We start from the raw sequence: 12575 nt of genomic DNA, 5'->3' as shown, positions 1-12575 counted from the left end.
AAACAATATTATGTAAAGTAATATCCTAAAATTGCTTTAACTATCAATCGATTATACAGATACTTTACATAACTAAATGCTTTGCATAATGCGCCAGGATTACTGAGCTTGCACATGCTTTTAAAGCGATCGAAAAAATAAGTTTGGGATCAGCAACCGTTCCAGTTGTTCCGCCTGAGGAAACTTCATAGATTCCTATCACCCGATTTGCTCGGTTCAACAATAGAATCTTAAACTGTTCTAAAAGCTCAATTTTATTCAAATCCCAATTGTGGTATAAGAGATTATATACCTCTTTAGAAGAAGAGACTTTCGGTCTTTCAGAAGCCTTAAATTTTGGATGATAAGAAACATTGATTTCGGATACCTGAAATAATGAAATCTGATTTGACGAAGCGTCGTCTTGATTTTTTGATGTTGTCGATTGCGCTGTTTGCCCATTTTGAAGCTTTTCCATAATTACGTTGATTAATGAATGAATTAATTATGGTGCAGCCATTGGCTAAATGGGAACTAAAGGGCAAAGTGGAGATCAAAAAAATGTGGAGGCTCCACACTAGTGGATACCCATTTTTTTGATACTACTTTGGCGAAGCAAACCCGTATTTACCATTTAGCCTAACTTTGTGGCAATCATTAATGCTTTAACCTCCCATGGCGTACTCGAGAAATTAAAATGCTTGTTGAGCTATAGAGAAATGCTCAAACCCTCATCGGAGTCCTCTATCTTTTGCTTCGGTTTTGGATCGGAGGATGGCGTATGCTCCGCATCTATTTTTGGAAGTTGTTTTCTAAAGATGTCCTGAATGTCTTCTTTGATTCTTTTGTAATTTTCTTGAAGATCCGCCTCGCTAACTTTTGCGATCAAGGGGATAGGCTTGTATTGATCTTCTTCCGCTTTGATTGCAGCGTGGTTATTTTGTATCTCGGCATGAAATGCCTTAAGCTTGATTTTACAGTCTGGATTATCTGCAACTATGCCCACAAATTCTCCCGATGAAAGGGACGCTATTTTTGAAGCTGGTACTGCATAATCCAATTGGGTGGATTTAGAAATAGAGGTATCAGAACTGTTGATGCTCATGCTCTGCCTATCCTGCATAATCTTGCCGATGGTTTCTGATAACTTTTTAGCGGTATCGCCAGTAACCTGCCCGCTAATGATGTTGCCAACAATTCCGGTAATCACATCAGCCTGTTCAGCTCCGTAATCCTTTTTTAGTTGACTAAAGTCTTGCACGGCCAAGCTCGTAGCCACCTTATTGCTTCTTGCGGTGGCAATCAGGCTGTCCATATTATTGAAATAGATGGTTGGGAATTCATCAAAGATTAGGCTGCTCTTCAGTTGGTCTTTTCGGTTGACCAATTTGATCATCCGAGAGATATAAAGGGAGAGCACCGCACCGTAAACTTGCAGTTTTTGAGGATTATTACCCACACATACCACTTTAGGTTCCTTCGGATTGTTTACGTCCAGCGTAAAATCATTCCCAGAAAGCACATAATACAATTGTGGCGAGGAAAGTCTGGCCAAGCCAATCTTGGCAGATGCAATTTGCCCTTCCAATTGTTCTTTTGCCTTATTCTGGAATGCGGAAACAAAAGGATTGATCAATACTTTTATTTCTTCCTCTTGTTGTAACACGGCAAACAATGGATCATAATCTGCCTGCATCAGTTCTATCACATGGGGCAACGTACAATATTTTCCATCTTCGTATTTCTTTAGGTACCAGATGATCGCGGTCAGAAAATTGATCGGACTCTCCACAAAAAAATCACCTTGTTTTTTAATCCAGTCTCTGTTTAGACCTAACATAATGGTACGCCCTGCCTCAGTGGCATCGGTAATGTCATCCATCCCTGCTGGATCCAAAGGATTGCAACGATGTGTACGGTTCAGGTCGTCAAAATTTATAACATAGAAAGATGGTTTCACCTTGAAATTATTCTGGTATTTCAGCAGTTTATTATAGGCAATTTTACTCAAATCATCGTACTTAAAGTCATATAAGAACATCGAAAAGCCTTTTTTTAGATGTTGGTCTATAATATGCCGAATCACAAAATAAGATTTACCCGCACCGGGCGTTCCTGCAATCAAAAGCCCCCTTTGTGGATTGATAACGTTGATGTATCCTTTTCGGACTTTTCCCTTTAGGTTATAAATGGTTGGCAAGTTGATGGAGTATTCATTTTCAAGCAGCCGTTCTTCTTGTGGGAAGCTCTCATTGTCTTCATTAAAAATATCTGTATCTAATTTTTCATGGATCAACCTCGACAACAAACCTCCGCCGGTAAGGATCAAAAGATAACCGACAACGGTGATTCCTATATAAAAAATGCCGATGGTCGAAACAGCTGCATTCATGAAAAAGCACAGTGCACTAATAAAGTATAAAAGCAATCCGCTAATCAGGCAAATTGCAATCGTTTTCCCCGCTAACTTATCTTCTTTTTTGCCTTTTACACCAATAAGCGATATCACCAAGCATAACAGAGCCGCAAGTTTCGGTTTAAGGATATTATTGAACAATCCTGTTTTCGCAATGTTGGCAATGATACGATCAGTCAGTTCAGCTGTCCATCCCCAATTTTCAAAGGCAACGTAGCAACTTAGGTAAAAATGGATGGCCAATATAAAAATACTGATAAGCCGAGTAAAATCTATAATTTTTCTCAAGCCTTGTAAATCTTCTCCTGTGTTCATAAGTCCCTCCTAAACCCTCCCCAATGGGGAGGACTTTTAAATTTTAAATGGTCGCTTTTTTCTTTTCTTCTTTTTTTCTCCCGTAGATGGGGCATAATCAATTTCCGCCCGTCCAAGCAAATCTTTCAAATAATTGGTCGGCGCCAATGGTTCGAGATAGGACTTGTTACTTCCTTCGTTCTTTTGCTCGAGATAGGTTTTTTGTCGTCGTATTGGTTTGAGGTAAGTTTTTTCTTTATCTGTATTCCCAAAATGTTCGGTCAACGACTTTGCGCTGTACGCTTTACCTAAGTCGCTTCCGTTAAAAACAGTTTTGTTTTTATGGTCGATAAAGGTTGCGCCGTAAATAAATCCTTGTGCATTCTGGCGGAAGGTTACCCCTATTTTCTCCCTTCGCAGTTCATTAACGAATGTCGCCCGAGTGATGACTTGATATTTGTTTAATATCTGGTCAATACTTTTCTTCAACTCAGACCTATAAGGTTTTCGTTTTTCCCTATTTTGCTCAAACTTCGATTCCAGTTTGAGTAATGTGGGTGCATATAGATTGCGCTTGCCTTGAATGATATGCCAACTTGTTTACCTCCTGCATCAATTATCGAATAGACCAACCCTTTTTTTTGAAACATCTGTGTTTCTTCCATACCCCGGTCAGCAATTACATTGAACTGTTTTAGTATAGCGTTAAATTCTGCAAGAGAAGTAAAGCAGTAACTTTTGACCACACTATTAACTATATTTGTTATGGCTCTTTTGGTAGCTGATTTGCCATAAACCACTTTTTCAAGATCAGCAGGCTTTATCCCCAAGCCATCACTTGTCTTTCTTCCGGCTGCTCTGATGAGGTTGTAACCTATTTCAATTTCCTTACGGGCTGTTTCTGATAAGGTTTTACCAATGTTGTGGATGTCGATGCGCCCGCTGTCCGCTTTGATATTTGTGGTAGTGATATGTAAATGCGGATGGGCGGCATCGGTATGCTTGTAAACCAGATAAGGCTGGTCGCCAAACCCGATTTTCTCCATATAGTCAATCGTAATCTTTTGAAGCAGTTCATTATTTAATTTATCACTCTGATCAAAATTCAAGCTGATGTGTATTGCATTGGTCTTAACCTTTCCGTTAAACATGGTCAAGTTTTCAAAACGTCTAAGCTTATTCCCAAAATCCATTTTTCCAATCTCGCCTGCAAATGCACTGGCTAAAATTAGTCTGGCCTGTCCCCGTTCAACCTTATTTTCGTTGTAATGCAACATGCCCCGGATGCTTTTGCCACTCACGATTTTTGCAACCATTTTTCTGCAAGTTGGGATATGATGGTGAGCAGCCTTTCTACTTTTTCATCAACTTTTTTATAGAGGTCTGCAACTTTCATAACGTAGAATGCCCTGTGTGTTTCTGCCTTGTCCTGGTTAAAGCTGCGTGTGATCTGGTTAATGTTGATGCCGATTGCCTTTAGCTCTTTTCTGATCAGCGCCATTTCCTCCATCGGCGCATGTATAGAAACATCTCTATAAAAACAGTTTATTTTTTCGTTGGAAAGGATTTTTCTCGCCACTTCAGCAATACTCTGGCAGTCACTTTCAACATATAGTTTATCCAACTTTTTGAACACCGATTCCGATACCCTGATGATGAGGTTGTGGCTTAAGATAGCATCCTGATTTTTTAGTTTTTTCCTTGGCATTGATAGCTCTTTTATGAAGTTCCAGACTTTGCGAGTTCCGAGTAAAGTCCCGGCCATAAGGACGGCAAGATTTTTTTGCGCATGCAAAAATACATCTTGCTAAGTCCCCTCGGACTTCGACGCCCAAACCCGAAAGTATTTTTCAACTTCGATTTGTGATGAAATAAATGGTTGTAATTTGTTTTGATTAAGAAGAAATTTCCCCACCGTTTTCTTGCTCAATTTGCGAAGTGTTGATCGGTTCGAAAGAACGCAAGAGTTGTCTGATCCGCTGGCGCGGCTCCGTGCGGATTCGCTTGATCTTCGGGTAAACCTTACCGTTAAAAGCTCTTGTCTGTGGGCTAACTATTTGTTTCTGATTTTTCATGACTATTTGAATTGATGGTCAAAGATGCTTGGCCCAAAAATGGGTGAGGCGCAAGGATAAAGTAAGGTACGGGAAAAAACTGTACAAAAGAGGTTTTTAAGAAGATTGCACATCAGCAACCTTTAAAAGGGAAAGGGTGTATGGTCGGAATGCAATGCAGACCATTGATCCGCACACTTGATTAGTCAACAATCAAAACTGCCCATTCCGCTATTCAGCGGAACGGGGCATCCAAAGGGCATTGGTTTCTCTGAGGACCGAAGAGTGACCGATGGTTTTGATAGTGACATCATTTAAAAACTTGATGTGAACTTATTTGAGTTTAAAATGCGGCTTCCTGCTTGCCGCTCGTTTAAAACACACTTATCCTTACTTTATCCCTCGCACAACGCAACATAGATATACAGCCGGCCAAATTGGTCATTTACTAATTTTATTGTTTTGATATGCTGTCTATTATATGTTATCCATCCCCAAAACGGCTGGTTTAGCAAACAGATGAGACAGCTGTATCTATCATAAATTGCTCTGCTTTTTCAACCATTTTTTTAGACCCGATAAATATGGGCGATCTCTGATGAATGTCTGTTATAGCAAGATCCAATATTCTGGTTGCGCCATCTGTAGCTCGCCCACCTGCTTGCTCTAAAATAAAAGCCATAGGATTACACTCATAAACCATACGGAGTTTTCCCTGCGGTGAGGTTGCAGTTTTGGGATAAATAAATATGCCTCCTTTAATTAAATTGCGATGTATATCTGCAACCATAGAACCAATATACCTCGAGGTGTAAGGTCGTTGGCTTTGCCCATCATCAACCTGACAATATTTAATATATTTTTTTACCCCGTCTGGAAAGTTGATGTAATTACCTTCATTTATAGAATAGATGACACCGCTTTCTGGCGTGCGCATGTCAGGATGAGAAAGACAAAACTCGCCAATAGAGGGGTCTAATGTAAAACCATTAACTCCTTTGCCAGTGGTATAGACCAACATGGTAGAAGATCCATAAATTACATAGCCTGCGGCCACCTGCGCGTTTCCGGCTTGTAAAACGTCTGCCAAGTTAGCGGCCCCATTAACAGAAACTCTTCGATAAATCGAGAAAATTGTGCCAACGGCTACATTTACGTCAATGTTAGATGAACCGTCTAAAGGATCTATGGCTACGATGTATTTTGCATTTTTTGATACGGCCGAGGTGATAGGAATGAATTCCTCGTTTTCTTCAGAAACAACCATACAACATTCCCCGCCGCTGGTCAAGGCCGCTAAAAATTGTTCGTTTGCATATACATCTAATTTTTGCTGCCGCTCTCCCTGAATGTTCGTTTGTGCGGCATTCCCCAAAATATCCATCAAGCCGGCTTTGTTCACTTCTCTGTTTACAATTTTTGCAGCAATGCCGATGTCTCGTAACAGCCTAGATAGTTCGCCTTTTGCATATTTAAAATCAGCTTGCTTTTCGATAATAAATTGACCGAGAGTTTTAGCTTGCACCATATAATAACTTGTTTTTAGGATTAAATTTTACAGAGATTCTTTGCTATGGATTTAGGATTTGCGCAATTAAGGTTCCTAAGATTTTCTAATGAAATAGATATTTAGAAAGACGCGCACGACAGCTAGTTGTTTACTAAGCTGCCGTAAGCCACTAAGAAAAGTAATTATAAAACCCCCGTTAATTACAAATTCACTTCAGAAACTCCGGGTTGTGCCGCTTTCACTTCACTACTTGCTAAATCTACATATTGACGGAAATTATCTCTAAAAAGGTCTGAAAGTTTATAAGCGGCATACAAATATGCTTCCTTATCACTCCATTGATTTACAGGAGATAGCATTTCTGTGGGCACGTCCGGGCAACGTTCTGGCATTTGTAAATGCAAAACGGCATGTTTGCGATAACTGCATTTGTTTAAATCTCCGTTCATGGCAGCTTTAATCATACTACGGGTAAAAGCCAACGGAATACGTTTTCCTTCACCACAACTTCCACCCATCCAACCGGTATTTATCAGCCATATATTTACGTTGCCTTGCTTTAACTTCTTCCCGAGTAAATCGGCATAAATAACCTGAGATAAGGGTAAAAAAGCGTTGCCAAAACAGGCAGAAAATGTTGGCACAGGCTCATTAATACCAGATTCCGTTCCGGCCAATTTACAAGTATAGCCAGATAAGAAGTAGTACATCGCTTGTTCTTGCGTCAATTTAGAGATTGGTGGCAAAACGCCAAATGCATCGGCACTTAAGAAAAAGACGTTTTTTGGAGGCTTCGCAACTGCAGGCGTAACCGCTTCTGGAATATAGTTTAAAGGGTACGCTGCCCTACCGTTTTCTGTTTTAATTTTATTTTGATAATCGGGATGCTGTGTCCCTTTCTCAAATGGAACATTTTCTAGCATAGCCAAATCTCGTATGGCCGAAAATATTTGAGGTTCTTTTTCTGAACTTAGTCCATACGTTTTAGCATAACAGCCACCTTCGAAGTTAAAGAGACCGTTATTTCCCCAACCATGCTCATCATCGCCGACTAAACGCCTGTCGGGATCTGCCGATAATGTTGTTTTTCCAGTTCCAGACAAACCGAAAAAAACACTAGTTTCTCCATCGTTGCCTACATTGGCCGAGCAGTGCATAGGTAAAACGCCTTTAAATGGAAGTAGAAAATTTAGTACACTAAACATGGCCTTCTTTATCTCGCCATTATAAAAAGTTCCCCCAATTAGCACCAACCGGCGGCTAAAGTTAATGATGGTAAAATTTCCTTGTCTGGTTTCATCCACAATTGGGTCTGCCTTAAAACCCGGCGCCGACACTAAAGTCCAATCTTGCTGCTTTGCCGGAGAGACAACATATGGACGCAAGAACATGTGGTGCGCAAAAAGATTTTGAGTGGCGGTTTCAGTAATGACCCTTAAATCTAGTTGGCTGGCGTTCTCGGCGCAGAGAAAAGAGTCTCTCACGTAAACCGTTTTTTTATCTAAGTAACGACATACCTTAGTGTACAGTAAATCGAATTTTGAGGTAGAATAAGGCTGATTAACTTCTCCCCAATTTACACGGTCTCTTGTTATGTTATCTATAACAATATAACGGTCTTTTGGAGATCTTCCCGTAAAAATACCAGTGTCAATTGATAGGGCACCATTATCAGTCAATATACCTTCTTGTTGTATGACAGCCATTTTAATTAATTCTTCTGGTGTTGTTTGATAATAGATTTTCTCTGGATTCAGTTGCAGATAGTCCAGCGAAGGCTGGGCAAACTGAGTTTGGCTTTCTTTCATTAAAAATTACAATTAATAGTTAGTTTGACGCAAACTTAGAAATAGATTTTAATTAAAAAAAAATTTAATTTATTGAAAATCAACATATTGTAAATAATACACTAAGGCTATCTATTTAACTATCAGCATGGTTAAAGACGAAACACTGTCGGTTTTAAAAATACATTTTTTATAAAAAAATATCACCAATATTAAGATTACAAGAAAACCATATCAGATTTTTGGTAATGATAAATCGACGGTTCGAATAATTCAAAAGTTCCGTCCCTTGTTTTTCGTAAAAACTACTCCATATACTATTTCATCGTCTAGATTTCATCTAATCCAGATCACTCAGAGTGGCGCACAAGACCAATTGCAAGGTCAAATAGCATCTGCTAAAATTCCTTTATCAAGAATGATTTCGCCACAATTGTATTGGGTAATGACAGGCGATGATTTTTCATTGGACATCAACAATCCCAAAGAACCAAAAATTTTATGCGTTGGTAATAATCCCGACCGTCAGAATATTTATTCGGCAGCATTGGGTTTGTACAATTCGAGAATTGTAAAACTCATTAATAAAAAAGGGAAATTGAAAAGTTCGATGATTATTGATGAGTTGCCGACAATTTACTTTCGTGGATTAGATTATTTGATTGCAACTGCCCGAAGTAATAAGCTGGCAGTTTGTTTGGGCTTTCAGGATTATTCGCAATTGATAAGGGACTATGGAGATAAAGAAGCAAAAGTTATTCAAAATACAGTTGGTAATATTTTCAGTGGTCAGGTAGTTGGCGAAACCGCAAAAAGTTTATCAGAACGTTTCGGGAAAGTGTTGCAGAAACGCCAAAGTGTATCCATCAACAGAAATGATACCTCAACTTCAATATCAACGCAATTAGATAGTTTAATTTCGGCATCCAAAATCTCAACCTTAACGCAAGGTATGTTTGTAGGCTCTGTTTCTGATAATTTTGATGAGCGCATCGAACAGAAAATATTCCACGCTGAAATTGTAGTTGATAATGAAAAGGTAGCATCCGAAACAAAAGTTTATCAAAAAATACCTGAAATTTTATCCTTTATAAATGAGCAAGGGGAAGACCAAATGAAACAAGAAATTGAGAACAATTACACACAGATAAAACAAGACATAGTTCAAATTATTGCGAAAGAATTGGAACGCATAAAAAATGATCCTGAGCTACAGCATCTAGTACAAAATGGATAATTTTGAAAAGCATTTTATATAATCCTTCAACCTATTTCTAATAAAAGCAACTTTCGGATTTTATTACAGTATTAAAGTTTAGACATTTGTAGCAAAAATCATTACAATGAGCGACCAAGAACATATTAATTATAATCGTATTGCAGAAGCAATAAATTATATTCAGACAAACTTTAAAGACCAACCCAATTTAGATGAAGTGGCTGAAAAAGTTCATTTAAGTCCTTTTCATTTTCAACGACTTTTTACAGACTGGGCAGGAACTAGTCCAAAGAAATTTTTACAATATACAAGTATCGAATATGCTAAAAAATTATTAAAAGAAAATAAAGCCACTTTATTTGAAACCGCACACGAAACCGGACTTTCAGGCACAAGCAGACTTCACGACTTGTTTATGAAAATTGAAGGTATGACACCTGCCGAATATAAAAATGGTGGTAAAAATCTTTCTATAAATTATAGTTTTGCAGATAGTCCTTTTGGGAATATTTTAGTTGCTTCTACATCAATAGGTATTTGCCACATCTCATTTGTAGAAAATAAGACTCAAGCATTTTCAATTTTGCAAAATCAATTTCCAAATGCCAATTTCAAACAACATTTAGACCTAATCCAACAAAATGCTTTATTCATTTTTAACCACGCCTGGCACAAGCTCAATCAAATAAAACTACATTTAAAAGGAACAGACTTTCAATTGAAAGTTTGGGAAACGTTGCTCAAAATTCCAATGGGTCAACTTTCTACTTATGGCAATATTGCAAAGCAAATAGACAATCCAAATGCATCAAGAGCAGTTGGAACTGCCATTGGCGACAATCCTGTAGCTTTTCTTATTCCTTGCCATCGCGTTATTCAAGGAACAGGAAAATTGGGTGGTTATATGTGGGGAACCACTCGTAAAACAGCGATTATCGGTTGGGAAGCAACCAAAATTAACATTGAGCAAGAAACGGATTTTATAAAATAGGAAGCAGTTGCACTTTTGTATCATTAATTATAAAAAAATAAATGATGACAAAATTAAAAAGCAAAGTAGCCTTAATTACTGGTGGTACAAGCGGAATTGGTAAAGCTACAGCTGTTAAAATGATTGCAGAAGGTGCAACAGTAATTATCACGGGACGTTATCAAAAAACGGTAGATGAAACGGTAAGTGAGCTTGGTGTGAATTGTAGAGGAATAGTATCTGACGCAAGTAAAATGGAGGATCTATTGTCTATTGGCAACAAAGTGAAAGAACTTACTGATGTAGTTGATATTCTTTTTACAAATGCAGGATACGGGAAATTTGCACCTATTGAAATGGCAGACGAAAAGCATTTTGATGAACTGTTTAATCTATTGGTTAAGGGAACATTTTTTACCGTACAACAAATTATTCCATTAATGAAAGATGGCTCCTCTATTATTTTGTGCACTTCTGTAGTAACTGAAATGGGTATAGCTAATTTCTCTGTTTATTCAGGAGCAAAATCAGCTGTTCAGTCATTCGTAAAAACATTTGCTTCTGAACTATTAGTCAAAAAAATTAGAGTAAATAGTGTTAGTCCCGGTTATATTTCGACAAATGGATTTCAAAAAACAGGGCTTTCACAAGAACAAATTGATGGAGCAATAGCCTCAATAACACCAACACTTCCATTAAAGCGTTTTGGCAATCCTGAAGAAGTGGCGAATACAGTTTGTTTTCTTGCTTCTGACGATTCTTCTTATACAAACGCCTCGGAATTTGTTGTTGATGGTGGTCTAGCAGTAATAAAAAACTAAAAAAGTGGAAACTATAACGAATAGACTTTCTGTGATTGACTGGCAGGCAATTACAGAAAGTATGAATGATAAAGGATTTGCAATTGTTCAGAATTTATTATCAAAAGAACAATGCAATGAATTAATTGACAATTATTCAAACCCAAATAGTTATAGAAAAACGGTAGTGATGGAACGTTACCGTTTTGGTTTGGGCGAATACAAATATTTTAATTATCCGTTGCCCAATTTGATTCAAACCATAAGGGAAAATGTGTATCCAAAATTGGCCCCAATTGCAAATAGTTGGATGAAAGTATTAAAAATTGACAACAAATTTCCAGATACATTTGAAGAACTGCAACACCTTTGCCACGACAATAATCAATTAAAACCAACACCATTGATTTTGAAATATGGAAAAGGAGGACACAATACCTTGCATCAGGATCTATACGGTGATATTTATTTCCCAATGCAATGCGTCCTTTTTTTAAATGAACCCGATAAGGACTTTACTGGTGGCGAATTTGTTTTGATCCAACAAACCCCAAGAGCACAATCAAAAGCAATGGTATTGAATCCAAAAAAAGGTGATATGCTAATTTTTACGACTAATTTTAGACCAGTAAAAGGCACAAAAGGATACTATCGTGCAAATATGAAACACGGTGTCAGTGAATTGCATAGTGGCGAGAGGCACACATTAGGCCTTATTTTTCACGATGCGATAAGTTAAAATGATACAGCATTCTGAAATATCCGATATTGATTTGAAATGTCAGATTAAACAAAAAGAAATTTGTTTCGGCGGTAATTGAAATTTAAAAATTTACGGAACTTTACAATGCAAATCTGGAAAACGGATGAAAAAAGAAAATCGTGCTTTTTTTGGTTCAGAAAACGAAGCAATTAAAAATGGTTTTAGACCTTGCGGTCATTGTATGAAAATGAAATATAAAAATTGGAAAAATGGATTTATTCGGAAACGAAATAGATAGTTCTAAAAATTTATTGCCGAATGATGGTGTAGTAAATTATTATGGAAGACTTTTTACCAAAATAGAAGCGGATCAATATTTAGACTGTTTGTTAAACACCATCGAATGGAAAAACGATGAAGCCATTATCTTTGGAAAACACATTTTTACAAAACGAAAAGTAGCGTGGTATGGTGATGCCAATTTTAATTATACGTATTCTAAAACCACAAAACAAGCATTGCCTTGGACTAAAGAATTGCTGGAATTAAAATCTATAATTGAAAAACAAACTGGAAAATTATTTAATTCTTGCTTACTAAACCTTTACCACAATGGAGATGAAGGAATGGCGTGGCATAGTGATGCCGAAAAAGATTTGGAAAAGAATGGGGCTATTGCATCATTAAGCTTTGGAGCAGAACGAAAATTTGCATTTAAACATAAGCAAACTAAAGAAACGGTCTCATTTAGTTTAGCCCCCAATAAGTTCGGAGTGTTATTATGAATTTCAAATAATACATTTGAAACATGAAATACAAGAAATGGAGCTTAGCAGAGAAGCT

General features: G+C 37.6%; 12 protein-coding genes and 1 pseudogene. 6 read left to right on the top strand and 7 right to left on the bottom strand.

Annotated elements, in window-relative coordinates; all coding sequences use genetic code 11:
* Positions 1 to 64: 64 nt before the first annotated feature.
* The 7 genes from ABIB40_RS20150 to pckA all read right to left on the bottom strand — a co-directional run bounded on the left by ABIB40_RS20150 (position 65) and on the right by pckA (position 8061).
* A complete protein-coding gene (locus tag ABIB40_RS20150; RefSeq protein WP_354361653.1) occupies positions 65 to 457 on the bottom strand; it encodes a JAB domain-containing protein in 393 nt (130 codons plus the stop codon).
* A 231-nt stretch (positions 458 to 688) separates the two neighbouring features.
* Positions 689 to 2710 carry a conjugal transfer protein MobC gene (gene mobC, locus ABIB40_RS20145; RefSeq protein ID WP_354361651.1) on the bottom strand — a complete coding sequence of 674 codons (2022 nt, stop codon included), beginning with the start codon at positions 2708 to 2710 and terminating at the stop codon, positions 689 to 691.
* Between the two features lie 36 nt (positions 2711 to 2746).
* On the bottom strand, positions 2747 to 3178 hold the full coding sequence (locus ABIB40_RS20140) for a hypothetical protein (RefSeq protein ID WP_354361649.1): 432 nt from the start codon (positions 3176 to 3178) through the stop codon (positions 2747 to 2749).
* Positions 3175 to 4005, bottom strand: coding sequence for a relaxase/mobilization nuclease domain-containing protein (locus tag ABIB40_RS20135; protein WP_354361647.1), 831 nt, complete (start codon positions 4003 to 4005; stop codon positions 3175 to 3177). Before ABIB40_RS20135 ends, ABIB40_RS20140 begins: the two co-directional genes overlap by 4 nt.
* Complete coding sequence (locus ABIB40_RS20130; RefSeq protein WP_354361645.1) at positions 3987 to 4397, bottom strand: plasmid mobilization relaxosome protein MobC; 411 nt, start codon at positions 4395 to 4397, stop codon at positions 3987 to 3989. Before ABIB40_RS20130 ends, ABIB40_RS20135 begins: the two co-directional genes overlap by 19 nt.
* A gap of 854 nt (positions 4398 to 5251) precedes the next feature.
* Complete coding sequence (gene fbp / locus ABIB40_RS20125) at positions 5252 to 6271, bottom strand: class 1 fructose-bisphosphatase (RefSeq protein ID WP_354361643.1); 1020 nt, start codon at positions 6269 to 6271, stop codon at positions 5252 to 5254.
* Between the two features lie 182 nt (positions 6272 to 6453).
* Positions 6454 to 8061: a phosphoenolpyruvate carboxykinase (ATP) gene (pckA, locus tag ABIB40_RS20120; protein WP_354361641.1), complete on the bottom strand. Its 1608-nt coding sequence runs from the start codon at positions 8059 to 8061 to the stop codon at positions 6454 to 6456.
* 334 nt (positions 8062 to 8395) lie between these two features.
* Between pckA and ABIB40_RS20115 the strand changes: the two are divergent.
* The 6 genes and pseudogenes from ABIB40_RS20115 to ABIB40_RS20090 form a co-directional block, all read left to right on the top strand.
* A pseudogene (locus ABIB40_RS20115) lies at positions 8396 to 9277 on the top strand (TraM recognition domain-containing protein); the annotation flags it as partial.
* Positions 9278 to 9383: 106 nt separating this feature from the next.
* A complete protein-coding gene (locus ABIB40_RS20110; protein ID WP_354361639.1) occupies positions 9384 to 10250 on the top strand; it encodes a bifunctional helix-turn-helix domain-containing protein/methylated-DNA--[protein]-cysteine S-methyltransferase in 867 nt (288 codons plus the stop codon).
* A gap of 41 nt (positions 10251 to 10291) precedes the next feature.
* A complete protein-coding gene (locus ABIB40_RS20105; protein WP_354361637.1) occupies positions 10292 to 11050 on the top strand; it encodes an SDR family oxidoreductase in 759 nt (252 codons plus the stop codon).
* Between the two features lie 4 nt (positions 11051 to 11054).
* The gene (locus ABIB40_RS20100) at positions 11055 to 11768 is read left to right on the top strand and encodes a 2OG-Fe(II) oxygenase (protein ID WP_354361635.1); all 714 of its coding nucleotides are present in this window, start codon (positions 11055 to 11057) and stop codon (positions 11766 to 11768) included.
* 91 nt (positions 11769 to 11859) lie between these two features.
* Positions 11860 to 12030 carry an Ada metal-binding domain-containing protein gene (locus ABIB40_RS20095; RefSeq protein ID WP_354361655.1) on the top strand — a complete coding sequence of 57 codons (171 nt, stop codon included), beginning with the start codon at positions 11860 to 11862 and terminating at the stop codon, positions 12028 to 12030.
* Positions 12002 to 12517, top strand: coding sequence for an alpha-ketoglutarate-dependent dioxygenase AlkB family protein (locus ABIB40_RS20090; RefSeq protein WP_354361633.1), 516 nt, complete (start codon positions 12002 to 12004; stop codon positions 12515 to 12517). Before ABIB40_RS20095 ends, ABIB40_RS20090 begins: the two co-directional genes overlap by 29 nt.
* The last annotated feature ends 58 nt before the right edge of the window (positions 12518 to 12575 follow it).

This window comes from Pedobacter sp. UYP30 (genome assembly GCF_040547165.1).
Taxonomy (GTDB): domain Bacteria; phylum Bacteroidota; class Bacteroidia; order Sphingobacteriales; family Sphingobacteriaceae; genus Pedobacter.
The sequence above is the reverse complement of the archived record's forward strand: the minus strand, read 5'-3'. Positions and strand labels throughout refer to the sequence as shown.

Bases quoted from the DNA above. Each gene is read 5' to 3' on its own strand.
- ABIB40_RS20105 (WP_354361637.1), top strand. From the start codon at position 10,292: ATGATGACAAAATTAAAAAGCAAAGTAGCCTTAATTACTGGTGGTACA.
- pckA (WP_354361641.1), bottom strand. From the start codon at position 8,061: ATGAAAGAAAGCCAAACTCAGTTTGCCCAGCCTTCGCTGGACTATCTG.
- mobC (WP_354361651.1), bottom strand. From the start codon at position 2,710: ATGAACACAGGAGAAGATTTACAAGGCTTGAGAAAAATTATAGATTTT.
- ABIB40_RS20090 (WP_354361633.1), top strand. From the start codon at position 12,002: ATGGATTTATTCGGAAACGAAATAGATAGTTCTAAAAATTTATTGCCG.
- ABIB40_RS20135 (WP_354361647.1), bottom strand. From the start codon at position 4,005: ATGGTTGCAAAAATCGTGAGTGGCAAAAGCATCCGGGGCATGTTGCAT.
- ABIB40_RS20110 (WP_354361639.1), top strand. From the start codon at position 9,384: ATGAGCGACCAAGAACATATTAATTATAATCGTATTGCAGAAGCAATA.
- ABIB40_RS20150 (WP_354361653.1), bottom strand. From the start codon at position 457: ATGGAAAAGCTTCAAAATGGGCAAACAGCGCAATCGACAACATCAAAA.
- ABIB40_RS20130 (WP_354361645.1), bottom strand. From the start codon at position 4,397: ATGCCAAGGAAAAAACTAAAAAATCAGGATGCTATCTTAAGCCACAAC.
- fbp (WP_354361643.1), bottom strand. From the start codon at position 6,271: ATGGTGCAAGCTAAAACTCTCGGTCAATTTATTATCGAAAAGCAAGCT.